The following is a 24,581-nucleotide window of genomic DNA, read 5'->3' as shown; positions in this document are numbered from 1 at the left end:
GCCTCGGCTGCGGCACACACCGGGCACAGCACCGTCCGCGCTTCGGCCTCACCGGGGTTCCGATCAGACTGCCGTGTCGCACGCTCCGGGTCGCGATGTGGGCATGCGCCGCGCAGACCCCGGCGCCGCAGCCCTGGCAGATGCCAACGGTGGGACGGTTCGTTCCGGCGGTGCGACAGTCGAGGCAGTGCGTCAGCTGTCCCTTCCCGGGGTGGTGAGTGCTGCGGGCGTGAACTTCTTGCGCCAGGCGAGCGCGACGTACACGAGTCCGATCAGGACCGGGACTTCGATGAGCGGGCCGACGACTCCGGACAGGGCCTGGCCGGAGGTGACGCCGAAGGTCGCGACGGCGACGGCGATGGCCAGTTCGAAGTTGTTGCCCGCCGCGGTGAACGCCAGTGTCGCGGTGCGGTCGTAGGCCAGTCCGAGGGCCTTGCCGAGCACGAAGGTGCCGAAGAACATGACCGCGAAATAGACGAGCAGCGGGACGGCGATCCGGACCACGTCCAGGGGCTGCGAGGTGATCGTCTTCCCCTGGAGGGCGAACAGGACGACGATCGTGAAGAGCAGGCCGTACAGAGCCCAGGGGCCGATCTTCGGCAGGAACCGCTGTTCGTAGCCTTCGCGGCCCATCTTCTGCTCGCCGATGCGGCGGGTGAGGAAGCCGGCCAGCAGCGGGATGCCGAGGAACACGATGACGTTGAGGGCGATGTGCCACACGGAGACGTCCAGGCCCTGGCCGTCGCCGAGGCTCAGCCACCTGGGCAGAAGGTCGAGGTAGAACCAGCCGAGCAGGCCGAACGCGATGACCTGGAAGACGCTGTTGAGGGCGACGAGTACGGCGGCTGCTTCGCGGTCGCCGCACGCGAGGTCGTTCCAGATGATGACCATGGCGATGCAGCGCGCGAGGCCGACGATGATCAGGCCGGTGCGGTACTCGGGCAGGTCGGGCAGGAAGATCCACGCCAGGGCGAACATGACGGCCGGGCCGATGATCCAGTTGATGACCAGCGAGGACACCATCAGCTTGCGGTCGCCGGTGACGGTGTCGAGCCTGTCGTAGCGGACCTTGGCGAGGACCGGGTACATCATGACGAGCAGGCCGAGCGCGATCGGCAGGGAGATCCCGCCGATCTCGATCTTCGCGAGCGCGTCGTTCATCCCCGGGATCAGCCGCCCCAGGCCCAGGCCGACGGCCATGGCGAGCAGGATCCACACCGCGAGATAGCGGTCGAGCGTGGAGAGCTTCCTGACGATCGACTCATCCCCGCCCGCCGTGGCGGCGGCGGTGGGTTCGGTGGAGGTCACGGGCAGGCCCTCTTGTTCCCGGCTGCGGTGCGGGCGGACTCGGCCAGCGCCGCGAACTGCTCGGAGAGGCCGGCCAGGACCTCGGGGCGCAGCTTGTAGTAGGTGAAGCGGCCGCACGGTTCCGTCTCCACCACTCCGGCCTCGCGCAGCACCTTCAGGTGGTTGGAGAGGTTGGTCTGCTTCGCTCCGGTCTCCTCGACCAGGTGCGTCGTGCAGAGCGTCTCGCGGGTCAGCAGAGTCACGATCTGGAGGCGGAGCGGATCGCCCAGTGCCCGGATCAAGTCAGGATCGACTGAAGTCAGCATGTGCTGATACTTTCACATCACTGCCTGCTGATATCAGTGGGGGCTGAAGTCATTGGCGGCTGGTACCGCCATGCGACGAGAGAGAGCGATCAACGTGGCCGAGTCCTCCGGCAAGCCGTCCGTCCTGTTCGTCTGCGTCCACAACGCCGGCCGCTCCCAGATGGCCGCCGCCTGGCTGACCCACCTGGCCGGGGACCGCGTCGAGGTCCGCTCGGCCGGCTCGAACCCCGGCGTCTCCGTCAACCCCGCCGCCGTCGAGGCAATGGCCGAGGTCGGCATCGACATCTCCGCCGAGACCCCGAAGATCCTCACCATCGATGCCGTCCGTGAGTCCGACGTGTGCATCACCATGGGCTGCGGCGACACCTGCCCCGTCTTCCCCGGCAAGCGCTACCTGGACTGGAAGCTCGACGACCCGGCCGGACAGGGTGTCGAAGCCGTCCGCCCCATCCGCGACGAGATCAAGAATCTCGTCGAGGGCCTGATCGCCGAGATCGCCTCGGAGGCCACGGCGTGAGCGGTATGCGCGACATCGTCATCATCGGCTCCGGCCCCGCCTGCTGCACCGCCGCCCTCTACGCCGCTCGCGTTCAGCACCTCACGGTCACCGTGCCGACGTCGACCGCCACCCTGGGGCCGCGACGGCGCCTCCGCACCACTTGCTGGAACAACTCCCACAACTCGTCCGGCACCAGCCGCTCAACAGTCCCCACCACGGCCAACAGCTTGCCGAGCCGAATGAGATGACGTCTACGCCGTCCGGAACCGCGCGATATGGCTGGCGCGATGTGAAGCGTCATCGTCACCTGGTGGCGTGCGAGAGTCCCGCGCTCTGCCGATTTGCAACTGCGCGGAGTGATCGGTTGGAAGGTTGAGTCGCGGTCGGCCAAGACCGGGCAGCGAGCTGGAAGACCCCGACCAAGATCTCCTCCCGGATTTCTCCCGAACGATCTCCGGAAACCACTCAGGGGCCTGATCCACTAAGTGAATCAGGCCCCTGACCTGGTATTTCAGCTGTCGGGGTGGCGGGATTTGAACCCACGACCTCTTCGTCCCGAATGAGGTCCGCCCAACATCGGGACCTGCGCGAACGGCATTTCCCCTGGTCAAGGGCTTGGTCTCGCATGGTCTGGGAGAGTCTCAAGGGGCCTCGGGGAGCAGATCGGCTCCCAGCTGGCTCCCAGCAGCCGACGAGGTCCCACACGTGCTCACCCGCGATTCGGGCACATATCGGGCGCACCCTGTCCCGTGCCGAACCTGCACCTTACTGGCCTGGGCGGTCGCGGCATACGGCAGCGAAATCGCACGTGCTGCATGTGTCGCACCACGTGGACTTGCGGGACAGGTCATTGATCCGGAGGGCATTGCCGGCTGCCGCCACCTTCCCAGTGATGTGCGACAGCAGGTCGTCGCTGACCTCTTCCCTCTTGCTTCCGCTCCCCTCGTCAAGGTTGAGCACCTCCACAAGGTCTGCGCGTGTGCCGCTCAGTTCCTCGTAGCCGACCACATAGATGTGAAGCTGATCCCTCGTGACGTCTTCGGCCTGCGCCCGCTCGGTCGACTTGAAGTCGACGATGGACACCTCGCCCGTGTCCAGCCTTCGGATCAAGTCGATCCGGCCCTTCACCGTGACCCCGGACGTGACGTGCACCTCGATGGGCTGCTCGGAGTGCTCCGTCAGCCCAAGCCGGGCTCCGTTGTCCCGCAGATACCGGCCAACTGCCCGAACCGCCGCAGTGCGAAGCTGATCCTTGAGTGGGGTTGGTGCAAACGGGGCGTGAAGATGCCGGTCAACGAGATCCTCCACCTCTGCACCAGTCACAATGTCACCCTTCACGGCCCGCTTGTGCACTTCGGCCATGACGTCGTGCAGCGACTTGCCGTAGCCCAACTCCTTCTGCAGCGGTGAATCGAAGCCGTACAGAAAGCGCAACTTGAACTGGTACGGACACTCGAAGAGGTACTTGAGCTCGCTGAAGCTGAGGACCACATCAGGCGTCTTGTTCCGCGAACTCGGCCGCAGCCGACCGATGTCGCTCTCCTGCGGCCGGACGGACTCCTTGGTCAGGACGTACGTGTTCCGCGTCACCTCGGCGAAGAAGCGCGATTCCTTCTTGTACAGCCTCTTCTCGGTCGGTGAGAAGGTCATGGCGAGGTACTTTTGTGCGCGCGTGATCGCTACGTAGAACAGACGACGCTCGTCCTCCTCCGTGCCCCTGTACCGCGCGGCGCCCTTGACGGCCGTCTCGGGAATCACGTGGAAGACGTTGAGTCCTCCCTGCCGCTTGCCCGGGAAGCGGTTGCTCCTCAGGCAGGGGACGAAGACGGCCGGCCACTCCATCCCCTTCGACTGGTGGACCGTGGCGATTGTGACGGCGTTGGGCCGGGCGTAACCGGCATCCGCGTCGCTCTCCTCGTAGTAGTCGGCGGCCTGGTACTCCAGCCACTTCGCGAATGTCGCGAATCGGTCGGGCGGGCTGCTGAGGAAGTGGATGCGCTCGTAGTCCCCGATGGCCGTGCTGAACCTTCCGAGGTTGTAGAAGACCAGCTCTCCGCGCTCGGAGCCCACGGTCTCGCTGACGCCTTCCTCCCGCAGCCCGAGCTCCTCCAGGAAGCGGAGGTAGACACCCTGGATCGTGAAAGAGTCCCACGGCATGTCCGGCGTCCATGTGCGCGCCTCGTCCAGCACGGTGATGGCGCGCTGGATGTCGACCGGGGTGAATCCGAGCCGGGCGTCAAGCCAGGCGGTCACGACCTCGTCCTGCTTCACCTCCCCGACGACGTAGGAAAAGCAGGACTTCGCCGCCTTGATCTCCGGGGTTTCGAAGAGTCGGCTGAGGCCCTTGATGACGTAAGGGATGTCGCGCCGCCTCAGCTCCGCCACCAGCGGGCCTGCGTCCCCGGAGACGCTCCGGTAGAGGACGGCGAAGTCCGACCAGTCCAGACCACGCGCTTCGCCACCGGGTCGGTCGGTGAAGGGCAATCCCCGCATCCACTGCATCCGGTCGCAGATCCACGCAGCCTCGTCCGACGGCGAGGAGAACTTCAGGGCAAGGAGATCACCGCGCTCGTACTCCTGGTGCCCGGAAGCGACCATGCTCTTCTGGAGGCGCTCCGTGCTCGGGATCCCCTCGGCGATTGTCCGGCCGAGGTCCACGATGGCGCGGCTGGAGCGGTAGTTGTCGTTGAGCGTGACCGTCTCGACGTCCTCGTACCGGTCGGCGAAGGTCAGGATGTTGGCCACGGCGCTGCCGCGCCACTGGTAGATCGTCTGGTCGTCGTCCCCGACCACGCAGAGGTTCGCGCCGAACTGGATCAGGCCGCGGATCAGCTGCTCCTGAACGGGGTTGGTGTCCTGATACTCATCCACCACGACGTAGCGGACGGTGTCGCGCACGTGATTGCGAAGGCTGATAACCGGATCCTGCCCCACCGGACCATCGCCGGCTGAGGGATCGAGGAGATCGGCGGCCTGCCGCAGGATCTCGCTGTAGTCGAAGTAGTGGTGCCGCCCGAGCAGGCTCCGGTAGCTGGCCAGCCCCTCGCGGGTGTCGTCGAACAGCTGGCTCTCGTCGACGTCGTCCTCGCGCAGAAGGCTGAGAACCTGCTGGTAGAGCCGCGATTCCGTGTAGCGCTTCAGCTCGCGGGGCGGCTTGCCCGTTACTCGGACGAAGGTGCCCGTGAGCCCGCTGTTGCGACTGTTCCGGTCGATGAGGACGCGGGCCTGTACATCGCTGAGCACCGTGAACTTGAACGCTTCCGGAGCGTGGGAGTGGAGCAGGTCCAGCGCGTATCCGTGCATCGTGCCGACGAAGAGCTCGGCAAGTCCGTGGATCTCACCGAGCTCTTCCCGGACCCGCGCGTTGATCCGCTCCTTCAGCTCGCCGGCGGCCTTGTCCGTGAAGGTGAAGGCCACGACGTTGCGAGGATGTACGCCGGGCTGCTTCAGCAGCTCGACCACACGACGCGAGATCACCTCAGTCTTGCCGGACCCAGCGCACGCGACGATGAGCAAATTCCGCTGGATCGTGTTGATAGCGGAAAGCTGAGGCTTCGTCAATTTCACTGTAGGGACTCCTCGTTGATCCATGAGCCGCGACGAAGGGGGCAGCCCTTCATCGTGACTCCTGGTGTATCAGGCGCCACTGACAGTGGTGTTCTTCTCGAGGGTTATCCCAGCTCAAGGTTCGTATTGTGATAGCCGGCGGCCTGCGGAAGCGTGACGCAAAGCCCACTGTGAAGCCGTCGACCACCGCCCCACGAATCGTCGAGGGTGGCTGGGAAGTCGCGTGGGCTGGCCCGAGGCGCAGGGCGGATCCGCGCGTCATTGGCATCGAGGTTAAGGCGATGGTGGTGCTGAGCAAGCGCCTCGAGTGGCAGGCCGGTGAGCTCGAGCAGTTCGTCGAGGGGAGCGCGCTGCTGCCGATCCGCCTGCATGACCCGCGGAGCGGACATTGAGATCGTGCCCGACATGCTCGGCCGTGATGGCCTCCGCGCCACCCACCCTCTGTAGCCCCGGCCGCTCGCGCAGTGGAGCCTGATGCACGGCACGCCGATAGAGCCTTCCGGGCTGCTGGCGTGATGGCGACCGTGTGCCCAGGTCGACGAACCCCCTTCCCGGTTGGCCGCTCCACTCGACGGTGAGATAAACAGTTGACTAAATGGATCAACGTCAATAGATTATTTCATCGTGCTGAAGTCGAACCGTAGGGGGAGTCGTGGTGCAGCCGCGGAATCACAAACCGAGTACAGAGACAGACCATCAAGTGCCGTCGAGTGGCCCGACAGGGCGCCTGCGAGTGGTGTCCTACGGTGGCGGCGTGCAGTCCACTGCGCTCCTCGTGCTCGCGGCGCGTGGAGAGATCGACTACCGCACGTTCCTCTTCGCCAATGTTGGCAACGACAGTGAGCACCCGGCGACCCTGGCCTACCTACGGGATGTTGCCCTCCCGTTTGCTGCGGCGGCTGGTATCCGGCTGGAGTCCCTTGAACGTCGCCGACGGGATGGCACCTCCGAGACACTGCTTCAGCGGCTCTCACGACCGGAGCTCCGGTCAATCCCAATCCCAGTACGGATGGCGAACGGGGCACCGGGCCGGCGCTCGTGCACGGCAGACTTCAAGATCAGGGTGGTGGGAAGATGGCTTCGCCAGAACGGGGCCACTGCGGCAACTCCAGCAGCCGTCGCCATTGGAATTTCCGTCGACGAGATACACCGGGCTAACCGGCGCCGGAGAGAACCACATGAGGAGATCGACTACCCGCTGCTCGACATGGGACTCCGTAGATCAGACTGCGAGCGCCTGATCGAGGAAGCAGGCTTGCCGGTGCCGCCCAAGAGTTCCTGCTTCTTCTGTCCGTTCAAGACGGTCGAAGCATGGAGGCAGCAGCGAGCAGCGGACCCTGAACTCTTCGCCAAGTCCGTCGAGGTCGAGGAGCTGGTCAATCAGCGGAGGGTGTCGTTGGGCCGTGATCCCGTGTACCTGAGTAGGTTCGGCCGCCCGCTGACGGAGGCAATAGCTATCCCCACACCGGACACAGCAGGGGACGAGGATGATGGGTTGTGCGACACGGGGTGGTGCATGACGTGAAATCGGCCGCCGAGGCTGTGCTCCTCATCCGACCTGCGACTCTGACGTGGGCGCTGCGCTAGATCCCTTCCGGCCGCGCGGCTTCTGAGCGGCTCGTCGGCCGGCCTTGATTCCATTGACTGCTTCCGTGATCACGGGCCGACCTCGCGCAGCGGCGTCTGAAGTGATCGTCTCCAGCAGCCACAAGGGTGACCGGGACAGCAGCAAATCGGCGTCGGCGATCGTGCGCCTATGTCGCCATCGGGCGATCGCTCGTTCGTCGGTCCCGAGGACCAGAGCCGCCTCTTTACTCCCTAGCAGGATGGGCAAGTCCACTGGGTCTTCCAGCATGTAGCCGCCTGGAACGGAGTCCTTGTACCGTGCAAGGCGCTCTGCCGAGGCTTCCCGGCCGTTGTGGCCATCCAGGCGCAGGACAGTCCCGAGTAGCCAGTACGGATTGCCAGATGCCAGTAGGTCGGGCTCGCTGAGAACCCCTTCGGTTCGCCACTTCTGCGATGTCTGGCGCTCGATGCCGAAGAGCCCCGCGATCTCTGTGTGGCCGACCAGGTACGGCATCTGCCGGGCCATGACCTGTACTTCTCCATACGTCGCGCAAAGAAAGGGGCCCTGCTACCCGCAGGGCCCCTAAAAGATAGCCTCCCCGCCCTGTCGTGCTGCCCAGTGGGATCGGGTCGCGACCAGATCGGTGTAGGGAGCGGGACGTGTCACGTGGTGGGTAGCCGCCGGCCGCCTACCACGTGACCTTCGAGCCGGCGCTTGTCAGAGATGGCACACCGAACAGCCAGCCTCGTCGTCGTCTTCATCGTGCGCGTCGGCGAGAACTTCCAGAAGGGGCCTGTTGGGCCGCACGCGCTTGGCCGCCCGTTCGAGGGCGCCCTGGTGCTTGGCTTCGATCTCTTCGCGGCGCTCGATCAGCTCATGCAGGGACTCCCCCTGCGACCACGTGTACTCGCGGCCCTGCATAGCGGTGTGCCGGTAGTTGACCTTCTCCTCGTAGGCTATTGCCTTCTCGAACAGCTCGGGATGCCGGTCCTTGAGTCCAACCCATTCGTGCTTCCGCTGGAAGAAGCAGAAGTAGCAACCAGACCGGGTGCGCCATTCGTAGTAGGCCGGCAGGCCGATGCCCGCCTCCTCGAGGATGTGGTCAACGCCTGCTCGGTCGATCCCGTCCTCACGGAAGGGGAACACTGCCGTGATGTTCGGCTTGGTGCTGACGTAGCCGATTCGATTTTCATCGGCCCTGATGGCGACGTAGGAGATCACTTCGTCGTCGCCTACCCACTCCTCCAGTGGCTTGATCTTCAGATTCTTGGTGCACCAGCGCATCTGGGGGCTGGGGAGGGTCCCCTGGTAGACCTCGAGCCAGTGGTCGAAGTCGCGGCTGGCGTTCAGTCGGACGATTGGCTTACCGACCGCGGCTTCCAGGCGATTGAGGTACTCGTAGGTTTCCGGAAGCTCGGCGCCGGTGTCACAGAAGAAGTACTCCATGTCCGGCACCCGGTCGCGCATGTGGATGGCAAGCGCGGAGGAGTCTTTGCCGCCGGACAGACCGAGGACATGGCGCTTCTTGCTGCCGGAGCTGTTGGCGTCGCTCACAGCTTCTCCTTCATCTCGTGGGCCTTGTCGGTGTCGGCCGCCGCCAGACGTTCCGCCAAGGCGGCGAGCAGGATGCGGGCGCCGTCAGGGCCGAGTGCCTTCTCAGCCTGCCTGATGACACTGACAACGAGGTCGTCGGCCACTTGTCGTGACTGCTTCGGCATGTGGAGGAGCGTCCGCTCTTCCGTGCCCTGGGGAGTCGTCAGTGTCAGCAGGCGTGTTTCGATCTGCCGCGGAGTCGCAGTTGCCTGGCCAGGGAGGGGGGTGTCATGCGCATCGTAAAGGTGGCTGACTCGTTCGAGAGCTCGCGCGATCTCCTTCACCTTGGCGGGGAAGCTCGCAACGTCCTTATCCGTCCAGTCGCCGAGAGCCTTGTTGGTCAGGCGAATGACGATCGGGTCCAACCAGTCTTCGTCGGTAAGGCTCTCGTTGAGGACTCGGGAAACGAAACCCTTCAGGTTCAGTTCGAGCGGGGCGTTGGCGAAGCCGTGCAGCCGCTCGCTAAGGCCAGACCGCAGGGTTGCGGTCTCCGCAGGGAGCCGGAACTCGTTGGCGATGGCTTGCAGAACCTCTTGGCGAAGAGCAGCGCGCGCCCCAGAGAGATCGTCAAGTGCAGCGGTCAGCCTGACCGCGTACTCCTTGGCGTTGTCCTCGTCCTTGACCGAGTCCGCCGCGATCGGTTCCAGACCCAGCGCTTCGGGAAGCGAAGTGAAGATCAACTTATCTGGATCGGTTGCGCCTTCCAGGACCTCGCGGATCTTTAGGGCGTTCTCGCTCAGCCGGTTGGTCTTCACCGCGTACGGCTCCAGGTCCATCACGCGCCCCAGGATCGTGCGGGTGACGGAGAGTAGCACGGGGTTACGAGCCAGGCGGGAGCGCGGCGGGACTACGCCAAGTGCCTTGGCGAGGCCATTGACAACCAGCCGGCGTTGCCCACGGCCTACAGGTGCGGCCTTTACTGTGAAGCGGTCGGGGTAGGGGACGTTGAGGCGCTCGATGATCTCCGGGGTCAGTCGCTGGCAGTAGTTGCCTTCCTCGAAGAGTGCGATGTCCTCACCGCGCAGGATGAGCGCTGTGACCACCAGAATGGGTACGACGCCCGCCTTGACGCCGTACGGCGGCGCCATCAGCTGCTGGTAGATGTCCACGATGGGGGTGGGCCGCTTGGCATTGGTAAGCGCTTCCTCAAGCGCCTCCCACGCGGCCATGACACTCTCGTTCGCATCGGCACTGGGTCGCGAGATGCCATGGGTGAGGATGGTGTCGCCATCGACGTCGCTGCCGCCCTCGGCAGCGACTCGGTGGAGACCGAGGTATTCGACGACTCCGTGGTACATCGCTCGGTCCGCGGAGTAGTTGTCCGGATCAAACCCCAAGATGTGGACACCCGATCGCTGGAGCATTGCGGTGAGGACCTCGCGACGAGCCCGCGCGCCATTGCTGGTGAGTTGGTGGCGGCCAGCCATTTCATTGCGGACCCATGGGGTGAACGGGTACACGCGTTCGCATGCCTGCGAGACGAGGCTCGCGTAACTACGGGCCTCGACAACGGCGTCTGGCTCGCTGTTGGTCTCACCGGCCGCGTGCCACAGGTGCCAGGTCGACTGGCTGCTGCGAGGGTTGAACGCCTCATCGAGCTGGGCTCCGATGTTCTGGGCGATCTCGGCTGCTCGTTCGGCAATCTCCCGTGAAGCAACGTGGTCGATGGTGTCGTCGTCGAGGAGTTCTTGTAGCGCTACCAGGTCGATTCCTGCCTGCAGTACGGCCTCAGGATTTTCGGTAACGCCAACCAGAACTGGCAGCGGCGAGTTCACGGCGGGCCGAGTCTCCAGCGCGCCCAGGTGGTAGACGATGAGGCCGTCAGCGGCGTCCTTGACGACTTCGGGGCCGTCGATCTTTTCGCCCTCGTGACTGACGGCGGTGACGAAGTAGCGGAGCATCCCCGTGCGCTGGCTGTGACGGCCGGCGACCACAGCAGCGGGGAGGACCTTGCCGAGGTGCTTGCTGAAGTACTCGACCACGTCGGCTGCCTGGATCCTGGTGGCTACCTCACGCATCCGCGCGTCAATGTCGACGTCGGTGCCCTGCCAAACGCGGTACTCATTACTGTAAGCGCGGTGGACGACGAAACCCTCCGCGACGAGGCGATTCAGGCGTTCCTGCAACGCGGCGAAGCGATCCTCGTCGGAGGCGTCGGTCGGGTCGTGTAGCGCGAACTGGATCATGGACGGCGTGGCTCGGAGCAGGCCGTCTGCATCGATCAGGTTCAGGACGCCGATGACCTTGATGACTTCCTGGTCTTCAGCGGGTAGGCCGTGTGCCTCGTTCAGCCGCATATCCACTTCGAGCCATCGACTGGCGTTGGAAGAGGCAAGGATGGTCGTCCGGCCGGAGGCGAAGAAGTAGTCGTACAGCTGCGGAAGGCGCACCGTCGATGCCCGCTCGGGCGCTCCAGACCCGAGGGTCTCCAGCGAGCGTCGAACGGTATTGGGCTCGTCGCCGGCGAGGAACCCGGTGAGGCTGCGGTCGTGCTGACCGATCTGGGATGCCAGGAGAGGCGCGGCGATCGCAGTAAGCGGGTGAAGTGGGTAGAGGTCGGCGAACGTCTCCGCGGAGATATCGACGACTGAGTTGAGGGCGTGATCACTCCACGCCCCCGCGGCGGCCCGCGCCTGCTCCTGGATCAGGGCCAGGCCAGGCTCCCCAACTGCCGACAAGTCCAGGCGCCGCCGCATCAGGTGAACAGCGTCCCCGAGGTTCGGCGCGAAGGTGATGTCTTCGAACCGGCCCTGGACCTTGGCCCATTCTTGAGTCTGCACGGCACTGGATCGCGCCGCGTAGTCAGTGAAGGCCAAGTGCTGCAGGGTGAAGATGAACAGAGGCAGCCCGGAGCGGCCGGCCCCCTTCTCAGCCAGCATTTGAAGCAGGAACACGTCGCTGTCGGCATCGCCAGCGTCTCCTGCGGCGGCCAGGTATTCGAGCGACTTGCCGAACTCATCGAGGATCAGCAGGACCGGCGCCGTGTCGCAAAGGACGGTGACCGCATCCTCCAGGTCCTGCGCTGTCGGTACTTCCCGCGCAGCGCACTGGGCAAGCACCTGGGCAACGGCCTTCGGAGGCCGTGACTTCCACCTGCGCTCTACAGCCGTCCGCAAAGCGCGGTGAATCGTTGCAGCCAGAGGCTCCCGTCGCGCGGTGGCCACCGCACCGAGGAACCCCCCAGGGGCCAGCTCGTCTCGCACTCGCACCAGTCGGGCGGCGTAGCCAGGGCTCGTCGCGGTGACTGCTGCCTCAGCCTCAGTACGGCGGGCCTTGTCGTGGCCGAGGAACGCGTCGAAGAGGTTGGAAAGCGTGGACTTGCCGGAGCCATAGGGGCCGGTAAACGACCACGCGCGCGTACGCCCGAGATCACCCACTGCATTCGTGAGGCGCTCCAGGACATCGAGAGCGCGCGCACCGACGTACGGTGAGTTCAGCTGGCGCTCGCGGACGTCCCGCTCAAGGTTGGTGGACCGCAATTCTGAGCCGACCAGGGTGATACCTGCAGGGAGCTGTGCGGTAGCGCTGTTCTTCAGAGGCTGCTTGTTCTTCGTTGCCATGATCAGGCGTTCTCCTCGCCGAATACCAGCTCGTCAATCTGCCGGGAGGGCTTCTTGCGCGTGGGCTTTGTGGTTCCACTCACAAGACCCGGGTACTTCCCGAGCCACTCCTCGGGGGTGGGGAAGCCCTCGCGGTCCCGCACCCGCCCGTAGTACTCGTCCAGCACGTCCCAGGCCAGAGCTTGCGGGGTCCCGGCAAAGGCGAGGCTGCGTTGGCCCAGCGCCTCGACGATCTGCAGATTGGGATGATCGGCGACAAGGGATTCGATGGCCTTGGTCAGCTCGGGCTCCCGCATTCGGAACGCACGCCCCGGAGAGCCCTCCTCGGCGGAGAGCCTGGCCAGTGAGATCGAACCAGCACCCGAGGAGAACCGAGAGGCGTAGTCAAGGCAGGCGTAGGCGAGAACCGGCGCCGGCAGATTGGACCGCGAGCCGTTCGTGAAACGCCAGGTACGCTGCTTGCCCTTGCCTTGCCCCTCGAGCAGTCCAAGCTCACGGAACGGCGACATGAGGAGATCTTCGAAGCTGCCAGGGGACAGGGGATTGAACTCCTGGTCCTGCGAGTACATCTTCGTCAGGCAGTCCACATCACGACCGACTGACTCCGCAGCCTTCCAGAACTTCTCCTCGAAGTTCTCACGGACGTAGCGCGTGATGACACTCTCCATCTCCGCGTCAGTGACGCGGGAGCGGGGGGCGAGGTTGAACATCACGTACCAACTTGGCGCCATGCATTTGGTGCCTGGCTCGGACGAGAGCAGCCACCAGTGCAGCAGCCAGAGGCTGCCGGTGTCTTCCAGGTACGGGTCTGCGCCTTCCTCGTCGAGGAGCCAGCGCGCCCGCCATGTGGGTGCAGCGAGGTGTGCGCGCTGCGACGGGTCCTCGTGCGCGTACTCCTGGGCGAGCTTGAAAGCCTTGGACCAGTAGCGCATGGCGTTGACCATGTTGCGTCCGACGCCGAGCCGAACGCGCGCGTCATCCCTGATGAAGATGTCAGGAACGTCTTTGACCTGCATGTATGCCTTGTGCATCCAGCCGAACCTGGGAGCGAAGGTCTCGTGACGGTTGAAGTGGAGTTCGACGGCTACGGCGAGCCGGCTGTCTGACATCGGGGGATGCCTTTCGGTGGGCAAAACACTCAGGGGAAGGTGGGTATCCAAGAGAACGCCGGTCACGTCTCCGCAGTGGTGGCCAGCAGTGCTCGGACTTGCGCGACGGCGTCTGCGGCAGCCTTGATCGCCCGCTCAACGTCCTCTTCGGTCGTGGCATAGCCAAGAGAAAACCGAACTGTCGCATCCGCGTCGTCGCGGGTGCGGCCCATTGCAAGGAGGACATGGCTCGGGCTCGGCGCACCGGACGAGCACGCGCTTCCGTCAGATGCGGCCACGTGAGGCATCGCGGCGAGAACGGCGTCGGCGGGCACACCAGGGAAGGTGACGCTAGTCACGCCCGGCAGGCGGGGCACGCTGGAGCCGTTGATCTGGCAGTCAGGCACGTGCGCATGGAGTCCGGTCTCCAGCCGGTCGCGGAGCCCAGAGATACGGACTGACTCGGCCCGTACGTTGAGCCGGGCAGCTTCGGCAGCAGCCCCGAGTCCCGCGATGCCGGCTACGTTGAGTGTGCCCGCTCGCCACCCGCGTTCTTGGCCGCCGCCGATCATCAGCGGTCGGTGCGGCAAGGTTGCACCGCGCCGGAGGAAGAGCGCTCCGACACCCTGCGGTCCACCGAACTTATGCGCCGAGAGGGACAGCAGGTCGACCTCCAGGTCGGCGAGGTCCATGGGAAGCCGACCGATGTATTGGGTGGCGTCGGTGTGAACCAGGGCTCCCGCCTCATGCGCAGCCTCGACTAGCTCGGCCAGGTCGGCCAGCACGCCCGTCTCGTTATTGGCGAGCATGACCGAGATCAACGCGACATCTTGAGCCCGAAGGGCCTCGTAGATCGGCTCCATCTCGGCGATGCCATTACTGTCGACCGGCACAATGACGAGTGTGTCGGGCTTCCCGGTGGTGAGAGCGCGGGCGGTTTCGAGGACAGCCGGGTGCTCGACCGCGGTGGTCGCCAAGATGCCTCCACGCGCGTGGGCCGAGCGCAACGCGAGATTGTTCGCCTCAGTGGCACCCGAGGTGAAGATGATCTCTCCGGGTGAGCAACCAAGCAAGTCTGCAAGCTGTCGACGGGCCGCATCGACCCTGGCAGCGGCGCCCCGCCCCGAGTGGTGCATGCTGGATGCGTTGCCAACGCTCTTGAGAGTAGACAGCGTTACCTCTAGGGCTTCGGGACGCATGGGAGCCGTGGCGTTGTAGTCGAGGTATACCACGTCAGTCGCTACAGCCCGACTCTTTGCCATGCTTGCCCTCTCTTGGCCCGATGTGCACGCCGCACTCCTGGCGGCTTCCTTCGGTGGGCGGATCAGATCCTCCAGGAGTGCACTGAGATCCTATCCAACCCCGGCGACAGTCGGAGCAGGCCCGTCAGAACCGACAGTCGCTCTCGGTGATCGTCGAGAGCCGTCCGTGTGAAGAGAGGCGCTCACTAGCGCCGCCGACCGGGGGTCGCGAGTGAAAATTCCCGATCCTGCCCCGCTGTCAGTGGTGCGGTCTAAAGTTGATCGTTAGCTGCGGCTCCTGAGCTCCATGACCGCGGCCAGCAAGGCTGTGCATGTGAGGGGGGGCACGCTGCGACTGCGTGCCCGTAATAGGGAGATGTAGCTCGCGGGGGGTGGCAGGGTTCGTAGCGGACACCACATTTTTCGGCGACGCAGGGCTGCATCCACCCTCACCTCTTTCTCGACATCACGAGCCGCGACCGCGGCGCACAGTCCGAACCGACAAGCAGGACCGCGTAAGCACGGGAGCCTCAGAATTGGAAACTCGCGAGATCTTCGACGCCGCCCCTTACACGGTGGCGCAATTCCTCAGCGAAACTGGGCAGTGTCTTTATATTCCGCCGTACCAGCGTGCATACAGCTGGGAGGCCAGTAAGGTCAAGCGCCTTATTGCAGACGTTGCCCACGGCGTTGATCAGATCACGAAGTTCCCTGCGTCGATCTGTTTCATCGGGTCGGTTATTGCTCTGCGAGACCTTCAATACACGACGGTTGATCCCATTCACCGGCCAATGGTGCCGCCAAAGGTCATGAGCATCATCGATGGTCAGCAGAGGATGACTACCCTCCTCCTTCTGACTACCGTCCTCCACGAAGAGATCAGCACCCGTGCTCATCGGCTCCCCAAGAGTGGGGGTGATGCCCGGGACTGGTGCTTCAATCAGGCCATTGACGTGACTGTCCGCCTCACCGACACGTTCGAGGAGGACATGCGCTGGGGCGAGGACGACTTCCGCTACTACCCGCGCATGATCCGCTCGTTTCACGATGTCTGGTCGCGCAACAAGGGCGAAGCTCAGTACGAGTCCCCGATCGGGTACTACCTGCACCAGTACGGAAGGTACCGCCGGGACGACAGCAACTGGCAGGACTATAAGCACAGCTCGTTCGTCGAGGGTGAAGCCCAGGACGCCAACGCCCAGGCACATAAGCACCTTGAGCTGACACGCGCCCTCATCCGCCGGACCCTTCGCCAAGCGGTCTCCAAGTCCCGCCAGGCCCGAGAGGACGAGGCAGAGCTTCCCTCGGGGTCGGCGATGGCGGAGTCCGACATTCTGCAAGAGGCCCTCTTCAACAGTCCCTTCCCGGATTACGTGATCGAGGCAGCCAGGGAAGATGACAGGATCGGAACTCTCCTCCGCCTGATCGTTTTCGCGAACTACCTGCTCAACCGCGTTACCGTCGCGGTCGTCACCTCGAAGCATGAGGACTACGGCTTCGACATGTTCGAGGCCCTGAACACCACAGGGCAGCCGCTTACGGCGATCGAAACCTTCAAGCCCAAGGCCATAAAGAACGAGCCTCTGAAGGAGTGGCACGAGTCCGAGTCGTACAAGCACTTCGACACGATCGAGAAGTACCTTGACGCCGAAGGCGCCTCGTCTGCAGACAAGCGTCAAACCGCCACGGACAACATCCTCATCCCCTTCGCCCTGCTTAACGACGGTAACAAGCTCAGTAAGCGCCTCAGTGAGCAGCGCCGCTACCTTCGTACGGCGTTCGACAAGGAAGCCGACCAGAGCGAGCGACGTGTCTTCCTTCAAGCGCTTGCTCAGGTAACTGGATTCGTCTCTGGGCCGTGGGCCCAACCGGACAAGCTACCCCAGTGCAGTGACGACGAACTCCGCAATCAGGCTGCCCTGTGTGCGCAGGTGCTTCGCGAGGCCAAGCACGACATCATCGTGGCGCCGCTGACGCGGTACTACGCCTCGCATCGCCTCGCTCAGGACGACATCGACGACAGGGCGCGTCAGTTCCTGACGGCTGTGCGTGCCTGCGGCGCCTTCTACGGTCTCTGGCGAGGAGCCTTCGGGGGCACGAACGGGATCGACAACGTCTATCGGAAGCTTATGCTCGAGTCCGCCTCCGGCAGCGATGGGCTGCGGTTCATGCGATTCGGCCGGCAGCTCACCGAGGTGCCTCACGTCGAGGACATGCTCAGCTTTCTGCGCCAGCACCTCCAGGAGGAGGGCCTGGGCGAGAAAGAGCGCTGGGTGGCCAAGGCTGCTGAAGTCCCCGTGTATCAGAGCTCGCGCCAGCTGACCAAGCTCCTGCTCCTGGCGGCGTCCAACGACTCGACGCCCGATCGAGAGCGGCCTGGCCTGATCACGCCCGGAAGGAAAGACCTCCTCAGCACGTTGAGCGTGCAGCGCTGGCACGATGAGGCATTCGCGACTATCGAGCACGTCGCGCCGAAGGGGCCCGGTGCGAGCGACTGGGAGAGCAAGCTCTTCGAGGAAGCGAACACGGTTCACGTGCTCGGGAACCTCACGTTGCTGCCCCGAGTTGAGAACTCCTCGGCTCGACAGCGCTCTTGGGCGATCAAGAGGCTGATGTTCCAGGCGCTTTCGGCGACCACCGTGGAGGAGGCGGAGAAAACCCTCGCTCGGGCTGCCCATGAGGGCATCGAGATCGGTGAAGGGGCCGAGGCCATCATCCGAAGGGCACGTCACTTGCCTCTGGTCGCCGCCCTGGCCGAGCGCGAGGAGGATTGGACCGTGGACTTCGTCCGGGAGCGTTCGAAGAGGCTCGCTGGCCTTGCCTGGGACTCCCTCGCTCCCTGGCTTGGTCTCTGAAGATCTCCCCAAGAGTGGAATGCCTGGTAGTCGGACTGGCGCCGACTACCAGGCTGTTCTTGGTCCGGGCTTGCGCGTACCCGCTTTTCTCTTGGGCCTGGCGCAACTGATCTTTTTGGCAGTTCGCGTTCAGTCGGGTGCGCCATTGGCGCAATTTGTCTGCAACACCAGATTGCTCCACCGGACGCGGCCGCGGCCTTGCAGATCGGGACTATCGCTGCGGTGGACCGTCCGCAGGCCGTACATACGGCCCAGCTCAACTGTCTCCGCAGCGGACACATCAAACATGAGGCGGCCGTCGGGGACAGGGCCGTGACGTAGATTCACGAAGAAACGGCCTCCTGGCACCAGCAAAGCGGCGATTCTGGCCATCGCGTGGCAACGTTCCTCAGCGTTCAGATGCATCCACACCGCCGTGGCAAAGACAGCGTCGAATTGGCCGGTCTGATGGCTCAGCGTCAGGTCTGGGAGAGCTTCGTCGACCCAATCAATCCCGCAGTGAGCATGGATTCGTTGTCCGTGGGCCCGAAGCTCCGCAGTCGGCTCGGCAGCTACAACATGGTGTCCACGGGCTACCAACGCGGCGGCATCGCGTCCGGTGCCAGCGCCTACATCCAGGATGCGGCCGGGCTCTGCAGGAAGCAGCTGAAGCACGTTGTAGTGGACGTCGTCGAAGGTGACTGCCTCGTACTGGATAGCCAACGCTTCCGCTGCCTCGGCATAGCCAGCGGTTCCCCTGGCCGCGGCGGTGCCATCCCCGGTGGGGGACCAATCACCACTCATGGCCCAAGGCCACCGTTCAAGGTCTCGTCGTTCCATCCAGCTGTCCGTTCCATGGTGCCAGCCGGCTGAACTGCCACACGTTGATGCCCCTCGGTTCGTAGCGCAGGGGCAATGAGACGGACAGCGAGACGACCCGGTCAAGGCCGGGCCGTCTCGTCAGAATCGGGCTATTGCGGGATGTCCGGACTCAGATCATTCGAGCCAGAACCTGACCAGAACCGCGCCGATCGCGCTGGTGGCTCCCGTCAAGAGTCCGGCTGTTACGTGTCGCGCAAAGAAGAGTCCTACCTGCTGGGTGGTGAGGCTGGGTCGCGGGCGGATGGCCAGAGCGCGCGGCTGCCTAGAGGCAGGTCGCTTACGCTTACGAGGCATACGGGTCTCCCAAGTCTTGTGATCGACGGTGGCTCGTGAGAGGGCTCCCCTCGACCGTCTGCTGTAGGAGGCGCCGGTCGGGAGGGGCTCTCATTGCATTCCGAGTCTAGGCATGCGACTGGAGGACAAGTGCGCCCATCAAAAGCAGAGTTGTGCCAGCTTGAGAACTCCTGGTCGCGCCCGGGCGCGTGCGCGCGCGTACCACGGAATGCGACATTCTCATTGTGTGGCTTGTCACATGTTGCAGTCGCCCTGGCGGCCGTCGGGATCGGCGTGGCCGCGTGCCTTCCAGCCGTCTCTGCCCCCTCTGGAGCGAGTCCGGAGAAGTCGCAGACGCCTGCGCGCCGACTTCGCGTCCCGGTCTCGGACGGCGCGGTTCATCCGCCCACGCCACTCGATGAGTTCTGCCCATTGCTCCCTCGGGGAGTCGGCTGACTTCTGCCACTTCAAGATGACCTTGAGGTTGTAGCCGAGCCGTTCTGCAACCAGCTCGGCTGGCATACCTTCAGTGAAGGCTCGTGAGGCCACCGCTCGGGCCTTCTCAGTCAAGACGTACTCGGCAGAGCGCAGTTCGCGGCGGCGCGTCTTGACGTAGGCGAGCTCCGCAAGCAGATCATCCATGAAGTCACGGTAGGCGGCGAGGCCGTGTTGCTGTTTCGGGGGCCCAACAACCTCACACCCTGACCCCAGCCGTACACGCTGCATGGGGACCGGTGGAGGCGCTGGCCTCGATGGAAGGTGCTTGCTTCGTGCCACAGCCTTCGAGATGGTCGGCGAAGCCGCCGGTCGGGCTGGCCAGCACGGCTTTGACCTCGCCTGCGCAGGCGAAAGACGGAAAGTCGCCTGTTGCTCGAAGGCTCCGACGGGGCACAGTGCGACGTGTGGCCGCCCGTCTTGGACGGCCGTACTGGTGGCGGTCGGCAGCAGCCTCGCGGCACTCCCTGGGCCAGCAATCCCTCGGCCACGATCACGCGTTCCCCCAGCCTCGACCTGCCCGCAGCTGTCCGGGAGACGCGAAGGCATGCTGCCACCAGGGCGCCAGTCCATAGAATGTCGGCTGATACGCACTACGCGTTCGTGCCGGCCGACGGTAAAGGATCCCGCCAGCGGGCGGTGAACCTCGGGATAACTGTCGTCACCGTGTCTCGGAGCGCAGAAACCTGCTGCGGCCGCGGTGACGGCCCCCGCGTCGTCGGCCGGTCTCGCCATGTACGACAGGCTTCGCTTGGAACTTCGGGGCCTTCGGCTCGTCGCCGAGCAAGACCGACTGCCACACTCGCTCGTGTAGTTCGGCTATGCAGGGGCTGCAGGCAAACATGGGAGCTTGCATGCCTGCGACGCATGCAGGGCCGATCCATAGAACGCGCGTCCAGCGCTGGCCGCAGTACAGCCAGCACGTCCCGTCTACCCACGAGTTCCGATCACCGGTCTGAGCTGGCGCTGGTAAGCCTCCGCGCGCAAACTCAGCGATCCCGGGAATCACCATTCGGTCAAGCACCGAAGTGTCTCCAGTTTCGATTTCCCACCGGTTGAGGGTGGTCGTTTGACGAGGCATCTGGCATCAGTGTGCAGCGCCCCTTCTGCCATGGGGGTCACGTTGGTGAGCCTGGTAGCCCTCAAGCGGGACGCTGTGGCCCTTGTGGTCGACCTCGCGCACGGGTGGCGCCGTAGCTACACCCGAGGTGGGGAGCGTAGGAAGCTCGCGGCCGCAGGGCCGCACTTCAGGGAGCCGCCTCGGATCAGGAACGTCAGGACGATCCCGAGAAGCAGAGCAAGGGAGATTCTCAGAGACATTCGGAATCCGTGGCTCGTTCGGGTCCGCGCAGCTCTTGGCGCGCTTGGGCGAGTGCCTTACGCAGCGGACCGGGTTGTGTCAGCGACCTCGGCCCGCGTGGGAAGACATGCCAGTGCAACCCAGGTGGCTCCGTGGCTCTGGATGGCGGAACGACGACGTGGCACTTCTGCCCCAGCGGTACCGTTCCCGGTTCCTCCCAGCCGTCGGCCGTACCGGGCGGCACGAGGAAGTACAGGCGGGGCTCCGGACCTCCAGGATCAAGGACGACCGGGCCGACCGGTGCACCGCCATCATGGAGGAGCTCGATCGCGCGTCGGCCGATGACCTCAACGGCGCGTACTGCGTCCCACCACTGGCCCGCTGAGCACAGCTCGGGCCCCTCGCCTATGGGCATCCATCGAGGCGGCAGGGCAGGAAAACGTTGGCTGGCATCGGACATGAGAACGGCCTCCTCGCAACCATCAGTGAGGAGACCATTCCATTCAGTTGGCGCCGCGAGCGGACAGATTGTCCGTGGGCTTCTTCCGTGAACACCCTTGACGGTGCTTCAGCTTGTGATAACCCCCGCCCAACTACCAAAAGCAGAGAGCTCATTGGAAGGGTGGGCGCCCATACGCAGGAGTGCGGCTGTTGTCTCGCGGGCGGACGGGTGGAACCTCGTGTGGTTCGGAGCGACCTTCCGCGCGCGGCGAAGGTCCGCGAACGCGCCTGCCCTGTCCGTCATCGCCAGTTTCGCGGATGCTACGTCGATGAAGTGGTGGCTCGACCTTTCGCCCACCGTTGCGGTCGGGGGCATCCACTCCTGGCCTGGCACATCGGACCACTCTGTGAGGCGCGCCAGCGCCTGCTCCGTGTCTCCTGTGTCGATCATGGCGTGCACTTCGTGGATACGGATGTTCGTCGGCCCGAAGGACATCTCGTAGGCGAGGGAGTCACGGTTGCCGGCCATCGTGGCCACAGCCTCCGCCTCGCGCAGATAGTCGTCCGCCCGGTCCGGATTGTTCTCCCTGGATTCTAGGACAGCCAGCTTCAGCAAGAGCGCGCCGTCGACCGCGAGGGCGTCGTTGGTGAACGAGCGCTCGGGCTGGAGTCGTTCCAGTTCCTGGCGCAGGCCGTAAAGCTTGCGGCGTGCCGAAGCGTAGGCGCCCTGGCGGAGCATTGCGCCGGCTACCAGGTAGCCCGCAGTGAAGTTCATCAGCGGATCGCCCGACCGCTCCGCGGCCCATCGCACGCGTTCCAAAGCGGTGTTGGACAGATCGTGGTGCCCCATCTTGTGGGCCAGTGAGTTAACGGCTCGGTAGGCGCGCGCGAGATGCCAGAACGCCTGTGCCTGGTCACCATTGCGGCCACCGAGGGCGAGATGCGTCAGTTCCGTGATGATCGGCGGCAGGAGCGGCCCCATGGGTGCGTAGCGGGCATCCCGGCGTAGAGCGGCAATCTGGTCGACCTCGGACGCGAGTACGGGCAGTGCTCGCGGGGCGATCTCAAGTTCGTCCGGGAGGTCGTAGCACAGCATGATCCTGCGGAGTTCGGGCACGACGGCGTGCACTCCGTCCTCGGCCTCCGGCTCACCGTAGTACGGCTGGCCGGTCAGAACCTCGGGGCCGAAATGGAGCGCTTTGGCGAGCGCCAGAGCCAGCGATGGAGAAGCTTTGCGTGCGCCGGACTCGAGCTTCTGGACGTAGCTGGGCGATATCGCGACCTTTTGTGCCAGTTGGGCGGCAGACAGCTTCCGTGTCCGACGGGCTATACGGAGGCGGTCTCCCAGCGTCAGGTTTTCACTCATCGGTGGATCGATCCCTTCGCGACGGAGCACTCAGTTCAGCGTACGGACAATGTCCAGCCTCGCGGATGTGCTCGCCAACTGTTAACGGCCTCGCCGCCAGCAGGTGTGGGGTCGGACATCAAGCTGCCCGAGTCGCCAAAGATGTTGAGACCGCCATAAAGGGGGCTTTTGCTTCTGCTCGGCAGGGCTGCGCACGGGATCTGCTCATTACCTACAACCATGCGACTGGTCAAGGCTTATGCGTGAGAAAGCCAGGACAGTCTGTCCGCTCTTTGGTCCTCCTCGCTGCGATTGTTCTGTACACAACGCACGCCGCTCGGGGTCCAGTTCCGCAAAGAACCCCCCGCTCCCTGCTTGCACGACGACCAGGAGGTCGCACGGGGGCGGATGCCCGCTCGGCCAGAAAGTTCGGATCCGCACAGGATCGCCGTCCTACTGATGGAGCTCTGACATGCGCTGTCCGCCGACGAGCACTCACCTGGCGACGAGTCTGCTCTCGCCCGGCAGGGGAGCAGCAAGCGACGTCGTGCCCCACGCTTGCCCGCCCTGGGGCCAGGCAGTGGTGGAATCGCGTCCGACTTCCGTGATTCTTGATCTCTTCGGCACGCTCGTCGCGGCCCCGGCGTCGTCAGAACGCAGCGCCGCAGCAGCCCAGTTGGCCTGGGTCATGCGCGTGCCAATGGCGGTCGCGGAGACCGTTCTGTCCGGTAGCTGGCAGCCGCGACACGACGGGCGGCTGCGATCCAGTACGGCCGTCGCAACGCACCTCATTGAACGCTGTGGCGCTTCCGCAGCCTGCAGGAGTGAAGTTGAAGCGGTCCTGGCTCGGCTGGCACACCACAGGTTGCAGGCCGACAGGACTCTCCTGCAGGCCCTTAAGGAGCTCCGTGAGGGAGGGATCAGGATGGCCGTCCTCAGCGATGCCTCTCCTGACATCGCCGAGGCGTGGGACCGCAGTGAGCTCGCACCGCACTTTGACGTGGTCGTGTTCAGCTGCCGGGTTGGCGCGGTGAAGCCCGATCGTCGGCTCTTCCAGGGGGTGCTCGGGAAGCTTGGTGTCGAAGCCGGTCGGGTCCTGTTCTGTGGAGACGGCGGCGGTGACGAGCTGGCCGGCGCGGAACGAGCCGGGATGCGTGCGTTACGTGTGGCGCGCCGGGGCGGACCGGCCGGTCTGGCGTTCGGCGAGGCTCCCTGGTCCGGCAGGACGATTTCCGCCGTGGAGGTCCTCCCCTCCCTGCTCGACGGGTGGGGCGAGCGATGAGCGACACGTACGCGTGGGCCGTCGAAAAGGGCTCCCTCCGACAGTTACCCACCCCTGACGTCAGGTCTCCCGCACGCGGCACGACAATCATCGAGACCCGCTACGCCGGGTTGTGCGGGAGCGACGTCGCGAAGCTCAATCACCCGTGGCCGGGACCGTTACCCGAACCCTGGTACCCCGGGCACGAGATCGTCGGGGTCGATACGGAGACCGGGGACTGGGCCGCGGTCGACCCGCTTGTGCCCTGTCTCTCGTGTCACTACTGCGACTGCGGCCATGTCCACCTCTGCCCGAGGCTTCGACGTATCGGATGGGATCTTCCGGGTGGTCTCGCGGACACCGTGAGAGTGCCGCGCGACAGTGTTGTCCCGCTTCCCCATCTGCACGACCCCGCGCATGGAGTCCTCGCCGATCCGATGGCGGTGGCCCTGCACGGAGTCCGTTGCGGACTTCGTACGCCCGTGGGGCGGCTCGGCGTCATCGGGGGCGGCGTCGTGGGCGTGTGCACGGCCATCTGTGCGTCCGAGGCAGGGTGGGACGTCCACATGATGGTCAGGGAGCCCTCGCGGGCGTATCACCTGCGACACGCTCTCGACTCCCGCATAATCCTCCACTCCGTCGGCCTCCCGCAGTGCGACGCCGTCGTGGACGCCGCGTCCGGCCAGAGCGACTCCCCGGTGCGGCAGGCGCTGAGCGCCGTTCGTGACGGCGGGACGGTCCTCGTACAGAACGCGTACGCGCCGCGCGTCGTCCTTTCCGTCCCCCTGCGGGATGTGTTCCGTCGCTCGATCACCCTGCGCGGCTCCTTCTCGTACTGCCGCGCGGACGGCCGCGACGACTTCCGGGACGCCATCGACGTCATCGCCAAGGGCGGCGACTGGGCTGCCCTGATGACCCAGGACCAGTACCCCCTCGGTGAGCTGCCCCAGGGGCTTGAGGCCCTGCGAGATGGATCGCGCCATCTCCCGTTCAAGGTCCTGCTCACATCCGGCATCTGATGA

General features: G+C 64.9%; 17 protein-coding genes. 6 read left to right on the top strand and 11 right to left on the bottom strand.

Annotated elements, in window-relative coordinates; all coding sequences use genetic code 11:
* Positions 1 to 192 precede the first annotated feature (192 nt).
* Both arsB and ABZY11_RS01250 read right to left on the bottom strand, forming a co-directional pair.
* A complete protein-coding gene (gene arsB / locus ABZY11_RS01255; protein WP_356477124.1) occupies positions 193 to 1,308 on the bottom strand; it encodes an ACR3 family arsenite efflux transporter in 1,116 nt (371 codons plus the stop codon).
* Complete coding sequence (locus ABZY11_RS01250) at positions 1,305 to 1,613, bottom strand: metalloregulator ArsR/SmtB family transcription factor (protein ID WP_356477123.1); 309 nt, start codon at positions 1,611 to 1,613, stop codon at positions 1,305 to 1,307. Before ABZY11_RS01250 ends, arsB begins: the two co-directional genes overlap by 4 nt.
* 70 nt (positions 1,614 to 1,683) lie before the next feature.
* Between ABZY11_RS01250 and ABZY11_RS01245 the strand changes: the two genes are divergently transcribed.
* Positions 1,684 to 2,130: an arsenate reductase ArsC gene (locus tag ABZY11_RS01245; protein WP_356477122.1), complete on the top strand. Its 447-nt coding sequence runs from the start codon at positions 1,684 to 1,686 to the stop codon at positions 2,128 to 2,130.
* A gap of 747 nt (positions 2,131 to 2,877) precedes the next feature.
* On the opposite strand, the gene ABZY11_RS01240 is transcribed toward ABZY11_RS01245, so the two are convergent.
* Positions 2,878 to 5,703 (bottom strand): ATP-dependent DNA helicase, encoded by a 2,826-nt coding sequence (locus ABZY11_RS01240; protein ID WP_356477121.1) that lies wholly within the window; start codon positions 5,701 to 5,703, stop codon positions 2,878 to 2,880.
* Positions 5,704 to 6,433: 730 nt separating this feature from the next.
* On the opposite strand from ABZY11_RS01240, the gene ABZY11_RS01235 reads away from it, so the two are divergent.
* The gene (locus ABZY11_RS01235) at positions 6,434 to 7,204 is read left to right on the top strand and encodes a phosphoadenosine phosphosulfate reductase (RefSeq protein ID WP_356477120.1); all 771 of its coding nucleotides are present in this window, start codon (positions 6,434 to 6,436) and stop codon (positions 7,202 to 7,204) included.
* A gap of 24 nt (positions 7,205 to 7,228) precedes the next feature.
* Here ABZY11_RS01235 and ABZY11_RS01230 read toward each other — a convergent pair whose 3' ends face one another.
* The 5 genes from ABZY11_RS01230 to ABZY11_RS01210 form a co-directional block, all read right to left on the bottom strand.
* A complete protein-coding gene (locus ABZY11_RS01230; protein ID WP_356477119.1) occupies positions 7,229 to 7,771 on the bottom strand; it encodes a hypothetical protein in 543 nt (180 codons plus the stop codon).
* Positions 7,772 to 7,963: 192 nt separating this feature from the next.
* The gene (locus ABZY11_RS01225) at positions 7,964 to 8,800 is read right to left on the bottom strand and encodes a phosphoadenosine phosphosulfate reductase family protein (RefSeq protein ID WP_356477118.1); all 837 of its coding nucleotides are present in this window, start codon (positions 8,798 to 8,800) and stop codon (positions 7,964 to 7,966) included.
* Positions 8,797 to 12,399 (bottom strand): ATP-binding protein, encoded by a 3,603-nt coding sequence (locus ABZY11_RS01220; RefSeq protein WP_356477117.1) that lies wholly within the window; start codon positions 12,397 to 12,399, stop codon positions 8,797 to 8,799. Before ABZY11_RS01220 ends, ABZY11_RS01225 begins: the two co-directional genes overlap by 4 nt.
* 2 nt (positions 12,400 to 12,401) lie before the next feature.
* Complete coding sequence (locus ABZY11_RS01215; RefSeq protein ID WP_356477116.1) at positions 12,402 to 13,508, bottom strand: DUF4007 family protein; 1,107 nt, start codon at positions 13,506 to 13,508, stop codon at positions 12,402 to 12,404.
* A 62-nt stretch (positions 13,509 to 13,570) separates the two neighbouring features.
* The gene (locus tag ABZY11_RS01210) at positions 13,571 to 14,749 is read right to left on the bottom strand and encodes a cysteine desulfurase family protein (protein WP_356477115.1); all 1,179 of its coding nucleotides are present in this window, start codon (positions 14,747 to 14,749) and stop codon (positions 13,571 to 13,573) included.
* 515 nt (positions 14,750 to 15,264) lie between these two features.
* Between ABZY11_RS01210 and ABZY11_RS01205 the strand changes: the two genes are divergently transcribed.
* On the top strand, positions 15,265 to 17,583 hold the full coding sequence (locus ABZY11_RS01205) for a DUF262 domain-containing HNH endonuclease family protein (RefSeq protein ID WP_356477114.1): 2,319 nt from the start codon (positions 15,265 to 15,267) through the stop codon (positions 17,581 to 17,583).
* 129 nt (positions 17,584 to 17,712) lie between these two features.
* Here ABZY11_RS01205 and ABZY11_RS01200 read toward each other — a convergent pair whose 3' ends face one another.
* The gene (locus ABZY11_RS01200; RefSeq protein ID WP_356477113.1) at positions 17,713 to 18,366 is read right to left on the bottom strand and encodes a class I SAM-dependent methyltransferase; all 654 of its coding nucleotides are present in this window, start codon (positions 18,364 to 18,366) and stop codon (positions 17,713 to 17,715) included.
* A 606-nt stretch (positions 18,367 to 18,972) separates the two neighbouring features.
* The gene (locus ABZY11_RS01195) at positions 18,973 to 19,359 is read right to left on the bottom strand and encodes a hypothetical protein (RefSeq protein WP_356477112.1); all 387 of its coding nucleotides are present in this window, start codon (positions 19,357 to 19,359) and stop codon (positions 18,973 to 18,975) included.
* 1,331 nt (positions 19,360 to 20,690) lie between these two features.
* Here ABZY11_RS01195 and ABZY11_RS01190 point away from each other — a divergent pair.
* Positions 20,691 to 20,897 carry a hypothetical protein gene (locus ABZY11_RS01190; RefSeq protein WP_356477111.1) on the top strand — a complete coding sequence of 69 codons (207 nt, stop codon included), beginning with the start codon at positions 20,691 to 20,693 and terminating at the stop codon, positions 20,895 to 20,897.
* 183 nt (positions 20,898 to 21,080) lie between these two features.
* On the opposite strand, the gene ABZY11_RS01185 is transcribed toward ABZY11_RS01190, so the two are convergent.
* Positions 21,081 to 22,319 (bottom strand): helix-turn-helix transcriptional regulator, encoded by a 1,239-nt coding sequence (locus ABZY11_RS01185; protein WP_356477110.1) that lies wholly within the window; start codon positions 22,317 to 22,319, stop codon positions 21,081 to 21,083.
* Between the two features lie 451 nt (positions 22,320 to 22,770).
* Between ABZY11_RS01185 and ABZY11_RS01180 the strand changes: the two genes are divergently transcribed.
* Both ABZY11_RS01180 and ABZY11_RS01175 read left to right on the top strand, forming a co-directional pair.
* Positions 22,771 to 23,580, top strand: coding sequence for an HAD family hydrolase (locus ABZY11_RS01180; protein ID WP_356477109.1), 810 nt, complete (start codon positions 22,771 to 22,773; stop codon positions 23,578 to 23,580).
* Positions 23,577 to 24,578 carry an alcohol dehydrogenase catalytic domain-containing protein gene (locus ABZY11_RS01175; RefSeq protein WP_356477108.1) on the top strand — a complete coding sequence of 334 codons (1,002 nt, stop codon included), beginning with the start codon at positions 23,577 to 23,579 and terminating at the stop codon, positions 24,576 to 24,578. The genes ABZY11_RS01180 and ABZY11_RS01175 overlap by 4 nt, the downstream gene beginning before the upstream one ends.
* Positions 24,579 to 24,581: the final 3 nt, after the last annotated feature.

It is taken from the genome of Streptomyces sp. NPDC006510 (assembly GCF_040611955.1).
GTDB lineage: Bacteria > Actinomycetota > Actinomycetes > Streptomycetales > Streptomycetaceae > Streptomyces.
This window is presented reverse-complemented; position numbering and strand designations above follow the sequence as displayed.